General features: G+C 63.0%; 17 protein-coding genes and 1 pseudogene. 8 read left to right on the forward strand and 10 right to left on the reverse strand.

Going from position 1 to position 15,125, the window contains the following annotated elements:
* Positions 1–77: 77 nt before the first annotated feature.
* Both AC070A_RS09360 and AC070A_RS09365 read right to left on the reverse strand, forming a co-directional pair.
* Positions 78–965, reverse strand: a complete 888-nt coding sequence (locus AC070A_RS09360) for a methylated-DNA--[protein]-cysteine S-methyltransferase (protein ID WP_057247745.1) — start codon at positions 963–965, stop codon at positions 78–80.
* 105 nt (positions 966–1,070) lie between these two features.
* Positions 1,071–1,568 carry a DUF2244 domain-containing protein gene (locus tag AC070A_RS09365; RefSeq protein ID WP_057247746.1) on the reverse strand — a complete coding sequence of 166 codons (498 nt, stop codon included), beginning with the start codon at positions 1,566–1,568 and terminating at the stop codon, positions 1,071–1,073.
* A 22-nt stretch (positions 1,569–1,590) separates the two neighbouring features.
* On the opposite strand from AC070A_RS09365, the gene nth reads away from it, so the two are divergent.
* Positions 1,591–2,361: an endonuclease III gene (nth, locus tag AC070A_RS09370; RefSeq protein ID WP_492384440.1), complete on the forward strand. Its 771-nt coding sequence runs from the start codon at positions 1,591–1,593 to the stop codon at positions 2,359–2,361.
* A gap of 30 nt (positions 2,362–2,391) precedes the next feature.
* Here the strand turns inward: nth and AC070A_RS09375 are convergent, their stop codons facing one another.
* Complete coding sequence (locus AC070A_RS09375) at positions 2,392–2,985, reverse strand: TetR/AcrR family transcriptional regulator (RefSeq protein WP_057247747.1); 594 nt, start codon at positions 2,983–2,985, stop codon at positions 2,392–2,394.
* Positions 2,986–3,053: 68 nt separating this feature from the next.
* Between AC070A_RS09375 and AC070A_RS09380 the strand changes: the two genes are divergently transcribed.
* Together AC070A_RS09380 and AC070A_RS09385 are read left to right on the forward strand one after the other, a co-directional pair.
* A complete protein-coding gene (locus AC070A_RS09380; RefSeq protein WP_057247748.1) occupies positions 3,054–3,482 on the forward strand; it encodes a VOC family protein in 429 nt (142 codons plus the stop codon).
* 87 nt (positions 3,483–3,569) lie between these two features.
* Positions 3,570–4,562: an adenosine kinase gene (locus AC070A_RS09385; RefSeq protein WP_057247749.1), complete on the forward strand. Its 993-nt coding sequence runs from the start codon at positions 3,570–3,572 to the stop codon at positions 4,560–4,562.
* Positions 4,563–4,600: 38 nt separating this feature from the next.
* Here the strand turns inward: AC070A_RS09385 and AC070A_RS09390 are convergent, their stop codons facing one another.
* The gene (locus AC070A_RS09390) at positions 4,601–5,152 is read right to left on the reverse strand and encodes an SH3 domain-containing protein (RefSeq protein WP_057247750.1); all 552 of its coding nucleotides are present in this window, start codon (positions 5,150–5,152) and stop codon (positions 4,601–4,603) included.
* Between the two features lie 182 nt (positions 5,153–5,334).
* Here AC070A_RS09390 and AC070A_RS09395 point away from each other — a divergent pair, with 182 nt between their 5' ends.
* Entirely contained in the window at positions 5,335–6,339 is a 1,005-nt protein-coding gene (locus AC070A_RS09395; RefSeq protein ID WP_057247751.1) for a 2-hydroxyacid dehydrogenase, read from the forward strand.
* A 65-nt stretch (positions 6,340–6,404) separates the two neighbouring features.
* Here AC070A_RS09395 and AC070A_RS09400 read toward each other — a convergent pair whose 3' ends face one another.
* From AC070A_RS09400 to recF, 3 genes are all read right to left on the reverse strand, one after another.
* A complete protein-coding gene (locus AC070A_RS09400; RefSeq protein ID WP_210334372.1) occupies positions 6,405–6,875 on the reverse strand; it encodes a GNAT family N-acetyltransferase in 471 nt (156 codons plus the stop codon).
* Between the two features lie 7 nt (positions 6,876–6,882).
* Positions 6,883–7,644, reverse strand: a complete 762-nt coding sequence (locus tag AC070A_RS09405) for a molybdopterin-synthase adenylyltransferase MoeB (RefSeq protein ID WP_057247752.1) — start codon at positions 7,642–7,644, stop codon at positions 6,883–6,885.
* A 102-nt stretch (positions 7,645–7,746) separates the two neighbouring features.
* The gene (gene recF / locus AC070A_RS09410; RefSeq protein ID WP_057247753.1) at positions 7,747–8,871 is read right to left on the reverse strand and encodes a DNA replication/repair protein RecF; all 1,125 of its coding nucleotides are present in this window, start codon (positions 8,869–8,871) and stop codon (positions 7,747–7,749) included.
* A gap of 307 nt (positions 8,872–9,178) precedes the next feature.
* Between recF and AC070A_RS09415 the strand changes: the two genes are divergently transcribed.
* Together AC070A_RS09415 and AC070A_RS09420 are read left to right on the forward strand one after the other, a co-directional pair.
* Positions 9,179–9,823: a DUF47 family protein gene (locus AC070A_RS09415; RefSeq protein ID WP_057247754.1), complete on the forward strand. Its 645-nt coding sequence runs from the start codon at positions 9,179–9,181 to the stop codon at positions 9,821–9,823.
* Entirely contained in the window at positions 9,823–10,827 is a 1,005-nt protein-coding gene (locus AC070A_RS09420) for an inorganic phosphate transporter (RefSeq protein ID WP_057247755.1), read from the forward strand. The genes AC070A_RS09415 and AC070A_RS09420 overlap by 1 nt, the downstream gene beginning before the upstream one ends.
* 45 nt (positions 10,828–10,872) lie before the next feature.
* Here AC070A_RS09420 and AC070A_RS09425 read toward each other — a convergent pair.
* The 3 genes and pseudogenes from AC070A_RS09425 to AC070A_RS09435 all read right to left on the reverse strand — a co-directional run.
* Positions 10,873–11,106: pseudogene (locus AC070A_RS09425) on the reverse strand (DUF3471 domain-containing protein); the annotation flags it as partial.
* 12 nt (positions 11,107–11,118) lie between these two features.
* Entirely contained in the window at positions 11,119–12,333 is a 1,215-nt protein-coding gene (locus AC070A_RS09430; RefSeq protein ID WP_492384441.1) for a serine hydrolase domain-containing protein, read from the reverse strand.
* Positions 12,334–12,409: 76 nt separating this feature from the next.
* On the reverse strand, positions 12,410–13,309 hold the full coding sequence (locus tag AC070A_RS09435) for a LysR family transcriptional regulator (protein ID WP_057247757.1): 900 nt from the start codon (positions 13,307–13,309) through the stop codon (positions 12,410–12,412).
* A 143-nt stretch (positions 13,310–13,452) separates the two neighbouring features.
* Here AC070A_RS09435 and AC070A_RS09440 point away from each other — a divergent pair, with 143 nt between their 5' ends.
* Together AC070A_RS09440 and AC070A_RS09445 are read left to right on the forward strand one after the other, a co-directional pair.
* The gene (locus tag AC070A_RS09440) at positions 13,453–14,202 is read left to right on the forward strand and encodes an SDR family oxidoreductase (protein WP_057247758.1); all 750 of its coding nucleotides are present in this window, start codon (positions 13,453–13,455) and stop codon (positions 14,200–14,202) included.
* A gap of 287 nt (positions 14,203–14,489) precedes the next feature.
* Complete coding sequence (locus AC070A_RS09445; RefSeq protein WP_057247759.1) at positions 14,490–15,125, forward strand: DUF1326 domain-containing protein; 636 nt, start codon at positions 14,490–14,492, stop codon at positions 15,123–15,125.

The following is a 15,125-nucleotide window of genomic DNA, read 5'->3' on the forward strand; positions in this document are numbered from 1 at the left end:
CCCTTTTTTGTTTTTCCAAGCAGTTCCAGGAAAGGTGCGAAGCGGCTTTCCGTCCGGATCTGCGTGACTTGAAAGCATCAGATCGTGCCGTCCGCCGCCTTGCCGGCTTCCCAGCCGAGGATCGCGCGCTTGCGCGTCAGGCCCCAGTGGTAGCCGGTGAGATCGCCGCTCTTGCCGAGTGCGCGATGGCAGGGAACCACGAAGGAGATCGGATTACGCCCGACCGCGGCACCGACGGCGCGCGAGGCCGTCGGCTGGCCGATCGTCCCGGCGATGTTCGAATAGGTGGTGGCGCAGCCGAGCGGGATCTTCAACAATGCCTGCCAGACCCGGATCTGAAAATCGGAGCCGATCAGGAAGATATGCAGCGGCTCTTCCTGGCGCCAGCGCGAGGGATCGAAGATGCGTGCCGCATAGTGGGCGGTGGCCGCACTGTCTTCGATATAGCTGGCGTTCGGCCAGCGTTGCGCCATGTCCTCGAAGCTCGCCTGTTCGCCGCCGCCATCGTTAAAGGCGAGGCCTGCCAGGCCGCGGTCTGTGATCATCACCAGCGCCGTGCCGAAGGGCGAGGGATGGTAACCGTAGCGGATCGTCAGGCCGGTGCCGCGCGCCTTCCATTCGCCGGGCGACATCGCCTCGTGGGTGACGAACAGGTCGTGCAGGCGGCTCGGCCCTGACAGGCCGACCTCGATGCTGGTTTCGAGCAGCGGCATGTCTTCCTGGCGCAACAGGCGCTTGGCATGGTCGAGCGTCACCGCCTGGAGGAAGGCCTTCGGCGAAAGCCCGGCCCAGCGGGTGAAGACCTTCTGGAGTTGCGTCGGCGACTGCTTCAGGCGGTGCGCCACCGTTTCGAGCGACGGCTGGTCGCGATAATCCTCGGTGAGCATTTCGATCACGCGGCTGACCGTATCGTAATCGGTGCCTTTCGGCGTGATGTCTGTGGGTACGGATGTCGCAATGTTCATGGCTCTTCTCCTGTCATGTCACAGGTAATCCCTTGCTGGTCCAGGAAACCACCCGAAACTTGAACGAATGCGCGGATTTGCGTCCCATTGGTCGTTCGGCGAGCGTCAGCGGCGGCGAACGGTCGCAAGCGCACCCGAGAGGGCGAGCGCGAAGGTCTCGCGATCGTCGCGATTGAGAAACGAACCGATGTCGGTCCGGCGGCCACCACCGCTGATCGTCATCGAGATGATGCCGATTTCCTGATGGCGGGCGACATTGAAGCGGGCCCAGAACGGATTGAAGCGGTGTTCGGTGATCTGGCCCGACGGCGTGAACTTGCGCACGGAAACATCGGTTCTGGAAACGCTGACCTCTTCGCGGCTGAGCGCCGAGCGGTAATTCAGCCAGAAGGCGCCGAACAGCAGCAGGTAGTCGAGCCCGAAGAAGAACACGATCGGCCAGGCGCCGATGACGAGGAAGACAAAAGCGTGCACCAGGCTGAGCAGTCCGGCGATCAGGAAGACGATCCTGAAGCCTTTTCGCCCGAGCGAACGATAGGGCGTAAGCTCGGCGGTGAAGACCGGCGCATCCTCGGGCGGGGTGGTGACGTTGCCATTGATCATGACCTTTGACTATAGATGCATCATGAAAAACGTGAAGCCGAAATTCCCCGTCAGCGCCGCAAAACCCAAGACGAGCCGCCGCGCAACGCCGCGGGTGAAGAGCCTCTACAGCCAGGACGAGCTCAAGGAGATTTTCCGCCGCTTCTCGATCCAGCGCCCCGAGCCGAAGGGCGAGTTGGAGCACGTCAACCCGTTCACGCTCGTCGTTGCCGTGGCGCTCTCGGCCCAGGCGACCGATGCCGGCGTCAACAAGGCGACGCGCGCACTCTTCGCCATCGCCGATACGCCGGAGAAAATGCTGGCGCTTGGGGAGGAAAAGGTCCGGGACTACATCAAGACCATCGGCCTTTATCGCAACAAGGCGAAGAACGTCATCGCGCTCAGCGAAAAGCTGATCCGCGATTTTGGTGGCGAAGTGCCGCGCACGCGGGAGGAACTGGTGACCCTTCCGGGGGTCGGTCGCAAGACCGCCAATGTGGTGTTGTCGATGGCCTTCGGCCAGTCGACGATCGCCGTCGACACCCACATCCTCCGCATCGCCAACCGCCTCTGTCTGGCACCGGGCAAGACCCCAGACCAGGTGGAAGACAAGCTGATCAAGATCATCCCGGATGAATACCTCTACCACGCGCATCACTGGCTGATCCTGCACGGGCGCTACTGTTGCAAGGCGCGCAAGCCCGAATGCGAGCGCTGCGTCATCGCCGATCTCTGCAAGTCGCCGGAAAAGACCTGCGAGATCCCGGCGCCGCTCGTCGAACTGCCGCCGCAGATCATCTCCGCCGCAGGCTGAGGCACCCTGGTGTTGTCTTGACGGTCGGCGTCAGGCCGACACCAGCCGGTCGATCAGCGTGCCGATCGTCTCCGCGTAAAGCTCGGCCGAAGCACCATCGGCGATGTCGAGCGCCGCGCGATCGAAGGCGGCCGAAAGCAGCGAGGCCATGGCCGACAGCCTTTCCGGGCCCGGCACTGCCGGCGCCATCGCCTCGGCAATGCCCTCCTCCAGGGTTCTCTGGGCATTGGCCGCGTCGATCGCGGCCATTTCCTGCTTGCCGAGCACCGCCGGCCCGTCGAGCAGCAGCAGACGGATTCGGCCCGGCTCGCGCATCGCGTCGAAATAGGCGCGGGCACCGACTTTCAGTGCGTCGCGGGGCGTGAGGTCGTTGGCCGTTGCCTGCTCGATCGATATCGCCACTGCGCCCGCCTCCCGCTCCGCCACGGCACGGAACAATGCCTTCTTGTCTTCGAAGTGGTGATAGAGCGCGCCGCGGGTCAATCCGGCGGCGGCAACAATATCGGGCGTGGAGGTATCGGCATAACCCCGGGTGACGAAAAGGCCACGCGCGGCATCGAGGATCGCGGTGCGCGTCGTGTCGGATCGCTCGCGATTGGAGCGACGGGAGACTTCCTGTTGCATGCATGCAGCCTGTATGTTAATTAAAGATACATACAGATTGTATGATATTGCCGGAGCGAGGGAAAGCCATGAAATCGACGAGCTACTATCCTGTCATCATGACATCAGATGTTGCCGCCACCGCCGCCTTTTACATCGAGCACTTCCGCTTCCAGGCGCTCTTCACCAGCGATTGGTATGTGCATCTGCAGTCGGTCGAGGACGAGCATGTGACGCTGGCGGTGCTCGACTACCGCCACGAGACGATCCCGGAGGAAGCACGTACGCCCACCCGCGGTCTTCTGCTGAATTTTGAGGTCGAGGATCCGGATCGCATTTACGCGCAAGCGGTTGCCGCCGGGCTTCCGATCCTGAAGACGTTGCGAGACGAGGTCTTCGGTCAGCGTCATTTCATCACCGCCGATCCGAACGGCGTGCTGATCGATGTCATCAAGCCGATCCCGCCGAGCGCCGAATTCGCCGCAGCTTACGACGAAAGCGCGCTTCCGACGGCCTGATGCGATGGCCCCACGTCTTTTGTCTTCCAAATGGCCGGAAAACCGGTATTAACGAACACCGGCCATCACGGAGACCGGACGAGGTTCATGACAAAATACGACGTGCTGACGATCGGCAATGCCATCGTTGATATCATCGCGCGCTGCGACGATGCCTTTCTCAATGAAAACGGCATCATAAAGGGCGCCATGAACCTCATCGATGCCGAACGAGCCGAGTTGTTGTACTCGCGCATGGGCCCGGCCGTCGAAGCGTCCGGCGGCAGCGCCGGCAATACGGCAGCCGGTGTCGCCAGCCTTGGCGGTCGCGCTGCCTACTTCGGCAAGACCGCGAGCGACCAGCTCGGCGAGATCTTCGCGCACGACATCCGCGCCCAGGGCGTTTACTTCCAGACGAAGCCGCTCGAAAACGTGCCGCCGACCGCGCGCTCGATGATCTTCGTCACCGAGGATGGCGAGCGCTCGATGAACACCTATCTCGGCGCCTGCGTCGAGCTTGGCCCCGAGGATGTGGAGGCCGACGTCGTCGCTGAGGCCAAGGTCACCTATTTCGAAGGCTATCTCTGGGATCCGCCGCGGGCCAAGGACGCCATCCGCGAGACCGCGCGGATCGCCCACGAAAACGGCCGCGAAACCGCGATCACGCTGTCCGACAGCTTCTGCGTTCACCGCTATCGCGAGGAGTTCCTCGAACTCATGCGATCAGGCACGGTCGATATCGTCTTCGCCAACAGGCAGGAAGCGTTGGCCCTCTACGAGACCGAAGACTTCGATCTGGCGCTGGAAAAACTCTCGAAGGATTGCAAGCTCGCTGCCGTGACTCTCAGCGAAGAAGGCTCGGTGGTCGTGCGTGGAGAGGAGCGGGTTCGGGTCCGCGCAACGCCGATCGCCCAGGTCGTCGATACGACCGGTGCCGGCGACCTCTATGCCGCGGGCTTCCTGCACGGCTACACGACCGGACGCTCGCTCGAAGACTGCAGCAGGCTCGGCAATCTCGCCGCCGGCATTGTCATCGGTCAGATCGGCCCGCGGCCGATGGTCTCGCTGGAAACGGCCGCCAAGCAGGCGGGTCTCGCCTGATTCGTCCTGATTGAATTTTGTGAAAAGCAGGCGTGGCCTTACTTGAAGGCCTCGCCGGGATAGGCGCCCCAGATCTCGCTCTGGGCGATCCAGCCTTCGACGCCCTGCGTCTCGGCATGGCACCAGTCGCCATTGCATTCGCCGACATGCACGATGACCCCCGGCTCCATGCGGGCGACGATCGGGGATGTACCCTGCGGATCGCGGCGCATGTTGACGAAGACGCCTTCGCCCTTGCCGCGCATCCAGGGCGCTGCGACGGCTGTACGGTCGCCGGAAAGCAGCGCCTGGTTGACCCAGCCTTCGGTGCCGTCGGCGTCGCGGATACGGCGCCAGTTATCGTATTCCTGGATGATCTCCACGGGAACGCCGGGCTTCATGTAGCGGAAGGCGACCGCGTAATCGACGCTCGGGCCGATCCGGAGATTGACGCTCTTCGACTTGAGGCTCACGAAGCGCGGCAGCGGCAGTCCGCTGGCGCCCTTGGCAGCTTGAGCGTAAGCCGCCGACGCCATGATCCCGGCGCCAAGGCAGGCGGCGATCAACGAGAACGAGAATCTGGAAATGACATGACGCATGACGAAGCTCATTTTCCGTGGCACTAGCTTTTGCGGGCGCAGTTCACCTGGGGCCCAACACACGGGCTGAAATCGCGGGGACGAACGCGCGAGTTTTGTTTGTCTTCCCGGTGGGGTCTGGTAGAAATTGCGGCTACAGGGAGAAAGTATCGCCCAACTTGGTTAAGGACCCGTCAACAAGGCCCGTCGCAGCAATGACAAGCAAGAAGAAGCCCACGGTCTACATCACCCGTAAACTGCCTGATATCGTCGAGACGCGCATGCGCGAACTTTTCGATGCGGAGTTGAACATCGACGACACGCCGCGCAGCCAGCCCGAGCTCGTCGCGGCGGTGAAGCGCGCCGACGTGCTGGTGCCGACAGTGACCGATCGCATCGATGCGGCGCTGATCGAGCAGGCCGGCCCACAGCTGAAGCTGATCGCCAGCTTCTCGAATGGGGTCGACAATATCGACGTCGACGCCGCAGCGCGCAAAGGCATCACCGTCACCAACACGCCGAACGTGTTGACGGAGGACACCGCCGACATGGCGATGGCGCTGATTCTCGCAGTGCCGCGCCGGCTTGCCGAAGGTGCGCAGATCCTGACCGATCGCAAGGGCGAATGGGCCGGGTGGTCGCCGACCTGGATGCTCGGCCGGCGCATTGCCGGAAAGCGCATCGGCATCGTCGGCATGGGCCGGATCGGCACCGCGGTCGCACGCCGCGCCAAGGCCTTCGGCCTTTCGATCCACTATCACAACCGTCACCGGGTGAACGCGGAAACCGAAGAGATGCTGGAGGCGACCTACTGGGACAGCCTCGACCAGATGCTGGCCCGCGTCGATATTGTTTCGGTCAACTGCCCGTCGACGCCGGCGACCTATCACCTGCTCTCGGCCCGCCGCCTGGCGCTGATGCGGCCTGACAGCTATATCGTCAACACAGCCCGCGGCGGCATCATCGACGAGACGGCGCTGATCAAGTCGCTGCGCGAAGGCAAGATCGCCGGTGCCGGCCTCGACGTTTTCGAGAACGAGCCGGCGGTCAATCCGAAGCTGATCAAGCTTGCCGGCGAAGGCAAGGTCGTGCTCCTGCCACACATGAGTTCGGCGACGCTCGAGGGCCGCATCGATATGGGCGACAAGGTGGTCATCAACATCCGCACCTTCTTCGACGGCCATCGCCCGCCGGACCGCGTGCTTCCGGGCCGCGACTGATCGCGGAGCGCCGCACGGTCCTGCCGTGCGGCTGTCCGTCCGGCCTGCTCAAGGTTAGAAGCTAGCTAGAGTGTCTTGCGCATCTCGATCGCCGTCGGCCGGGTAAAGCCGGGGTGGCACATCGTACCGGTTTCGACGAAGCCCCAGGCGGCGAACGCCCGGTGGTTTTCGGTGAGTTCGATGCGGGTGAGTAGCCGCAACGCCGAAAGGCCGAGCGCTCGCGCTGTCGCCTCCGCTTCCGCGAGCAGCAACCGGCCGATACCCTTTCCCTGTGTCTGTGGGGCAACCGCGAGCTTGCCGATGTAGAGGCAATCGGCTTCAGGCTTGCAAAAGATGCAGCCGACAAGCCGCTCGCCGTCGCTGACGCCAAAGGCGATCTCGTCGGCACTCTTCTGCCGGAGCGATTCGACGGTGAGTACGTGCGCCGAGGAGGGCGGGTCGACCCGTCCGTCCATGTAGGAGAAGGCGCCAAGGATCAGCTTCAGCAGCTCCTCGTGCCGGTCGAAACTTTCACTGATGCGAAAGATCTGCACCATGATCGGCCTACGCTCTGCGATGGTAACGGATGGTGTTGAACTGCGCCGTCAGCGCGTCATACATCAACAGCCGACCGACCAGCGGTTCGCCGAAACCGGCGATCACCTTGATTGCCTCCATCGCCTGGAGCGTGCCGATGACGCCGGTCAGGGCGCCGACGATGCCCGCTTCGGCACAGGAGGGCACGACGCCGGCCGGCGGCGGTTCCGGGAAAAGATCGCGATAGGAGGGGTTCGGCCGCCCATCGCTGCCTGCCTTGTACGGCATCAGCACCGTCAGCGATCCGTCGAAGCGGCCGACGGCGCCGGTTACAAGCGGAATGCCGACCGCGGCTGCCGTATCGGCTGCGAGATAGCGCGTGTCGAAATTGTCCGAGCCGTCGATCACCAGGTGATATTGCCGGAACAGCGCCTCGGCATTGTCGGGGTTAAGCCGCAGCCTGTGTTCGTCGACGCTGACATGCGGGTTGAGTGAACCGATCGCTTCGGCTGCTCGCTCGACCTTGGCGCGATCGATGTCCTCGGTGCGGTGAATGATCTGCCGCTGCAGGTTCGAGAGTGCAACGATGTCGTCGTCGACGACGCCGATCCGGCCGATGCCAGCGGCCGCGAGATAGACGAGCACCGGGGCGCCGAGCCCGCCGGCGCCGATCACCAGCACACGTGCCGCTTTGAGTTTTTGCTGCCCCGCGCCGCCGATTTCCGGCAGCACGATATGGCGGGCGTAGCGGGCGATCTCCGATTGGTCGAGCTTGTTCTCACCGGTCATGCAACATCCTCCTCATCCCGCTCGGCCGGGTGGCCGATCGATTCTCAAGCGAGAGCGGATGCGGGCGGAAAACCGCACACACTTTTCCCCATCCGCTCTTGCTTATCCCGTAACGCTCCCGTGCGAAACGGTCAGGAAGCGGCCGCGATCGCCAAGTGCGTCGAACATCGCCTGGTCCGTTCCCGTCATGAAGGCCTGGCCGCCGAGGCCATCGACGAGGTCGAACAGCGCCGCACGCCGGTTGACGTCGAGATGCGCGGCGATCTCGTCGAGCAACATGATCGGCGCGTGGCCAGTCATGTCGCCGACGAGGCGCGCATGCGCCAGCACCAGTCCGACGAGCAGCGCTTTCTGCTCGCCGGTCGAGCAGCGTGCGGCTTCCATGTCCTTGTCCCGATGACGCACCAGCAGGTCGCTTCGGTGCGGCCCATCGAGCGTCCGGCCCGCCGCTGCGTCGCGCGGCCGCCCGTCGCGCAACATTGTCAGATATTGCTCTTCGAGATCATAGGCCGGGCGATGGCCCTCGTCGTCGAGAAAGCCGGACAGCGCCAGGCGGGCGGACGGAAAAACGCTGTCATCGACGTTCCGCTCGACGAGCGCGGTCAAGAGGCCGAGCATCTCCTGCCTTGCCAGCGCCATGGAAACCCCGAGACCGGCCATCTCTCGCTCAATTGCGGTCAGCCAGGACGGATCCGGGCGAAACTCGCTGAGCAGCCGGTTTCGGCTGCGCATCGCCCGATCGAATTCGCTGGCGCGTCGGCCATGCTCAGGATCGAGCGAAAGCACCAGCCGATCGAGGAAGCGCCGCCGGTCGGCCGAAGGCCCGGTGAAGAGCCCGTCCATCGATGGCGTCAGCCAGAGAACGCGCAGGTGATCCGTCAGTTCGTCGACGGTTGATGCCGGAGTTCCGTTGAGCCGCAGCCGCCGGGATTGGCCCTCGGTTACCCCGGCGGTGCCGGTGCCGATTTCGACCGGCCCCTCCATGCCCTCGACCTCCGCAAAGACGGAAAACCCGTCGCTCGCGCCGACGCGGGTGACGTCGGCGTAAGCCGCGCGCCTCAAGCCTCGTCCTGGCGAGAGGAAGGAAACCGCTTCCATCAAATTGGTCTTGCCGGCGCCGTTCTCTCCCGTCAGCACCACATGGCGCTGGTCGAGCTCCAGCGAGAGAGCCGCATAGTTGCGGAACTCCGTGAGCTTCAAGCGGTTGAGAAAGACCTTGTGGGGCATGGGCAAACCGGATTCGACGTTGGGCGCCAGCTACAGCGCCGCGCGTCATATCAGACGCGCAAAGGTCGCTGTAGCACTTTGAATTGCTGCATGTCTTCGTCCTTAAATCGAGGTCGATTTAAGGAGACATGCAGTAGGACGAAAGCGTTGGCCAAGGCAAGACGAAATGGCCAGCGCGTCGATATCGCCTGGGATAGGTCGATATCGGCAGGGGATAGGCGACAAACCCCTTGAATCAGGTGCTTTTCTTGAGCGCCTCGGTCAAATATGACAGTTTCATGACAATCCACGGATGGATATATTTGTAATGCTGGCTTGGTTCCGCAAACTGCTTCCCCGCGAAGATCGCTTCTTCGACCTTTTCGCAAAACACGCGCTCACCGTTGTCGGTGCCGCCGAAGCGCTCGACAGGCTGCTTGCCGGTGGCGACGACATGGAGAAACAGTGCGACCGGATCGTCGCGCTTGAGGATGAAGCGGATCATATTACTGGCGAAGTGCTCCTGGCGGTGCGCCGGTCCTTCATCACGCCCTTCGACCGCGGCGACATCAAGGACCTGATCCAGTCGATGGACGATGCCATCGACATGATGCACAAGACGGTCAAGACGATCCGGCTCTACGAGCAGAAGACATTCGATCCGGGCATGCGCGAGATGGCGACGATCATCGTCCAGGCCGCGCATCTGATCGGCGAGGCCATTCCGTTGCTCGACCGTATCGGCGCCAATCACAATCGCCTTATCGCCATCGCCGAGGAAGTTACCCGCATCGAGGGGCGTGCCGACGAATTGCACGACCTCGGCCTCAAGGATCTCTTCCGCCGTCACGGCGCCAGCAACCCGATGGCCTATATCATCGGCAGTGAGATCTATGGCGAGCTCGAAAAGGTGATCGATCGCTTCGAGGACGTCGCCAATGAAATCAGCGGCATCGTGATCGAGAACGTCTGATGGATGCGACGCTCGCCTTTCCGTTGCTCGTCGGGCTGATCGGCATCGCGCTGTTCTTCGACTTCCTGAACGGTTTGCACGACGCTGCCAACTCGATCGCGACAATCGTCTCGACGCGGGTGCTGAGACCGCAATACGCGGTCATCTGGGCAGCCTTTTTCAACTTCATCGCCTTCCTGTTCTTTGGCCTGCATGTGGCCGAGACGCTCGGCAAGGGCATCATCGATCCCGGCATCGTCACGCCGCTGGTGATCTTTTCGGCCCTCATGGGGGCGATCGTCTGGAACATCGTCACCTGGCTCTTCGGCATTCCGTCGAGTTCGTCGCATGCGCTGATCGGCGGCCTCGTCGGTGCCGGCCTTGCCAGCACCGGCTTTAGTTCCATCGTCTGGACCGGTCTTCTCAAGACCGTCGGCGCCATCTTCATGTCGCCGGCGATAGGCTTCTTCCTGGCCTTGCTCCTGGTGTTGATCGTCTCCTGGATTTTCGTGCGGCAGACGCCCTTTGCCGTCGACCGCACCTTCCGCGTGATGCAGTTCGTTTCCGCGTCGCTCTATTCGCTCGGCCACGGCGGCAATGACGCGCAGAAGACCATGGGCATCATTGCCGTTCTGCTCTTCTCGCAGGGCTATCTCGGTTCGGAGTTCTACGTGCCCTTCTGGGTGGTCATAACCTGCCAGGCGGCAATCGCGCTCGGCACGCTGTTCGGCGGCTGGCGCATCGTGCACACCATGGGCTCGAAGATTACCAGGCTCAATCCTATGCAGGGCTTCTGCGCCGAAACCGGCGGGGCGATCACGCTCTTTGCCGCCACCTGGCTCGGCATTCCCGTCTCGACGACGCACACCATCACCGGTGCGATCATCGGCGTCGGTGCGGCGCGGCGCGTCTCGGCGGTCCGCTGGGGGCTTGCCGGCAATATCGTGATTGCCTGGTTCATCACCATGCCGGCCGCGGCGGCGATTTCGGCGCTCGCCTATTTCCTGATCGATCTGATCTTCTGATCGAAGCGAACAGCGTCTCCCGCTTCAATCGGTGGGAGACGTGCATCATTTCTCGATCCGAGGCGCGGGGCTGTCCCGCCCGCCCTGATGCAAGGTCAGGCTCCCGGCGCGGGTGCCGGTTACGGTGAAGCTGATCTGCGCATCGATAAGCTTCGCAAAGAAACGGTGTTCGGCCTCCGGAAAGATTTCGATCCGATCCTGTCCCGTTGCCTGGGCAAACAGCCGATCTCCATCGCGAAAGATCGTCAGCTCGAAGCTGGGGGCCAGCCGATAGGTGCCGACATAGGCGTCCTAGCTCGTCGGATCGACGGTTATCGCAGTGCGCCTGGCATTTGCCGGCGCAAGCGGAGCGTTGCGGTTGAGCAGGTGTTGGCCGATATCGTCCACGCCGACCTCGGTCGACGCATTGGAGAGGGCGACGACGCCGATACCGGTCGACGGTCGGTAGCCGACGAAGGACCGATAGCCGCCGGTCCCGCCATTGTGCCAGATAATCTGCTCGTCGCCCTTGCCCGAGATCACCCAGCCGAGTGCCTGCTGGTCGTCTCCCCCGTTGCCGAGCGGCTGCCGGGTCGCAAGTAGCATGGTGAAGGCCGGCGCCAGCGGCGATGACGTTTTCCCCATGGCCGCCTCCAGGAATATCAGAAGATCGTTCGTCGTGGAGCGCAGCGCGCCGGCTCCTTGCAGCGCGTTGAGATCCCAGTCTCTCACCGGCTCCAGCGCCGCATTGTGGCCCGTCGCCCGCCTTTCGGCCCAGCCGGGCTGCGACGAGATCGCCGTGTCCTTCATGTCGAGAGGCGCTGTGATGCGGCTGATGACGAGCTCTTCGTAGGAAAGGCCGGCCTTCAAGGCGAGCGCGTGGCCGAGAAGCCCGGCGCCGAGATTGGAGTACTCGTGCTCGACGCCAGGGCGCCGCAGCGGCTTGTGATGGGACAGGAAGGCATAAAGCTTTGCAGTGCCGTAGTCCGCATACGGATTGCTTGTGTCTGTCGGGTCCAGATTGGTGGGTAGCCGCGGCAGACCGGACATGTGCGTCGCCAGGTCCTTCAGCGTGATCGGCTCCTCCTTGTCGTCCGGCATCGCCACACCTGGCGGAAACAACGCGGAGACGGGCGTGTCGAGGCGCAGCGTGCCTTTTTCAATCGCGTCCGCGAGCAACAGCGCGGTGAAGACTTTGGTGACCGAGCCGATCTCGAACACGGTCCGTCCATCGACCGGGCGCGGGTCACCTTTGGCCGGATGGCCATGCGCGACGATGCGTCGTCCATTGGCATCGATGATTCCGACGACAATGCCGACCGACTGCTGCTGCTTGTCGATTCGATCGGTCAGAATATTCAGGATTTCGGCATCGGTCGGAGCCGCGGAAAGGTTGTCCGCATGGGCGGCGGCGCCAAGCGTCATGGCGACGATCCAGTTCAGAAAGAAGGTCCGCATGATGAGAAGATAGGAAACCAATCTTTGGTTGCGATGGGTGCGAAGCGCATGCCAGCCGATTTCGATCAAGCTTCTGTCGAGACTCGATCGGCAATCGGCGAGATACCGTCGCCGACAGCGATTACGCCGGGGTTGCGGAAACGCTTCACGGATCCCAATAGGGCGGATCGCCAAAAGCTTCCTTCAGATGTTGGGCGATGGCTCGGAGCTTGGCGGAGACGCGTCGTCCTTCCGGATGCGCCATGTAGATGAATTCGGGCTCCGGACGCAGCCCGACATCGATCTCACGCAATTGCCCTTTGCGCACCGCGGGGCCGGCGATGAAGGCGGGCAACAGCGCGATGCCGAGCCCGGCGACGGCGGCGTCGTGCATCATGTCGCCATTGTTCATGCCGAGGGCCAGGCGCGCCCTGACGATCGTTGCACCGGAAGGTCCCTCGAACCGCCAATCGGCCGCACCGCGATTGGTGTAGAAGACGCCGCGATGGCCTTCGAGCTCGGCAAGCGACGCCGGCGTGCCGTGTCGTTCAAGATAATCGGGCGAGGCGACGAGCAGGCGCCGGCTTCTGGCAAGTTTCCAAACCATCAGGCGGGAATCTGCGATCACGCCGTGGCGGACAATCGCGTCGTAGCCTTCCGAGGCCGCATCGACCCGCCGGTCGTCGAGGTCGAGCGTCAGTTCGATTTCCGGATGGCGCGCCAGGAACGGATAGAGCGCCGGACCGAGATGCCGGCGGCCAAAGCTGACGGGCGCGGCGATCCGAAGCGGCCCCGTCAGCTGTCCGCGCCGCTCGGCAAGGTCGCTCGCGGCCGCCTGCACCTCGCTGACGATCCTGACGGCGCGCTCGCGGAAGGCGATGCCGTCCTCGGTGAGCGTCAGCTTGCGCGTCGTGCGATGGAGGAGCGTGGCGTTGAGCCCGCGCTCCAGTTCCGCCACGCGTTCGCTGACGACGGATTTCGACAGGCGCAGGCGCCGCGCCGCTTCACTGATCGAGCCAGCTTCGGCGACCGCGACAAAGGCGGTTATTCCCTCGATCTTCACCATCGTTCGACTTTTCCGAATTCGAGTTCCACAATTGGGAGACTAATCCGAACGATCGTTTTCCGCCATATCTGTCTGCATTCGAGGATGACGGTTCCAGCCAACCGAGCCGATCTCCTCTTCAACCCAACAAGAGGACTTTCATCATGTCACGTTTGCAGAACAAGACGGCACTCATCACCGGCGGCACCAGCGGCATCGGTCTCGAAACCGCACGCCAGTTCATCGCCGAAGGCGCAAGGGTCGCCGTCACCGGCACCAATCCGAAGAACATTGCCGAAGCACGCGCCGTCCTTGGCGAGACAGCTCTGATCATCGAGGCCGATGCCGGCAATGTCGCCGGCCAGGCCGCCGTCGCTGAAAAGATCCGCGCCGCCTTGGGCACGCTCGATATCCTGTTCATCAATGCCGGCATCGCCAAGCTGCAGCCGATCGAGCAGTGGGACGAGGCAAGCTTCGACCGCTCGCTCGCCATCAACCTCAAGGGACCGTATTTCCTGATCCAGGCCTTGCTGCCGGTCTTTTCCAAACCGGCATCGATCGTGCTCAACACCTCGATCAACGCCCATATCGGCATGCCGACCTCAAGCGTCTATGCCTTGACCAAGGCGGGGCTGCTGTCGCTCGCCAAAACGCTCTCCGGCGAACTCATCGGCCGCGGCATCCGGGTCAACGCCGTCAGCCCCGGCCCGATCCGCACGCCGCTGCATGACGGCCATGCCCCGACGGTGGAGGAAAACAAGCAGGTTGTTGATGCGATCGCTGCGCAGATCCCGCTTGGCCGCTTCGGCAACGCAAGCGAAATCGCCAAGGCGGTCGTCTTCCTCGCCTCCGACGAGGCTGCTTTCACTGTCGGCGCCGAACTGATCATCGATGGCGGCATGGCGACGCTCTGATCACGGCTTAACTCTAACGAACAGACAGAAGCGCCGCGTGTTCAATCGGATGCGCGGCGCTTCCCGTCGTCTTCGGCCGGCCGTTGGCATCGCTGGTTGGGAGGAGTATATTTCTGCAATCTAATGGAATGCATCCAGTCGCAAGAAATCGACCTACAGCGCCGCGCGTCCAGACGCGCAAAGGTCGCTGTAGCACTTTGAATTGCTGCATGTTTTTGTCCTTTGGTCGGCTACGGTGAAACGAACATGCAGTAGACCGAACACCGATCAGATCCCAGGAGGAGACGATGACGAGTGTGAGATGGATGATGAAGGGGCGCGAATTCATACATTGCAACTGCGCCTATGGCTGTCCTTGCCAGTTCAATGCATTGCCGACACAAGGCCATTGCAGCGCCGTCGGCGCATTCGAGATTGAGGAAGGCTATCACGGCGATACGCGGCTCGATGGGCTTCGTGGCGGCCTGATCGCCGCCTGGCCGGGCGCCATCCACGAGGGGAGGGGGCAGGTTGTGCCGATCGTCGATAGCCGCGCTTCGGCCGAACAGCGCGGTGCGTTGCTGCGCATCATGAGCGGCGAGGATACGGAACCGGGTGCTACCTTCTTCCAGGTCTTTGCGACGACCTTCGAAACCATGCACGAGCCCGTCTTTGCCGAGATCGATTTCGAGGTCGATGTCGGCGCGCGCACGGCGCGGCTGAATGTGCCGGGCTGGCTCGTCGCTCGCGGCGAACCCATCCTCAATCCGGTGACCGGTGCCGCCCATCAGGCGCGCATCAATCTCCCTCAGGGGTTCGAATACGACGTCTGCGAAGTCGGGCGCGGATGGGCCGATACGAAGGGGCCGCTGACCTTGGCACTGGCGGACTCGCATGCTCATTTCGCGCGCATGCACCTGACCGAAAGCGGCGTGATCCACTGA

It is taken from the genome of Ensifer sp. GW101-20A05 (assembly GCF_059424735.1).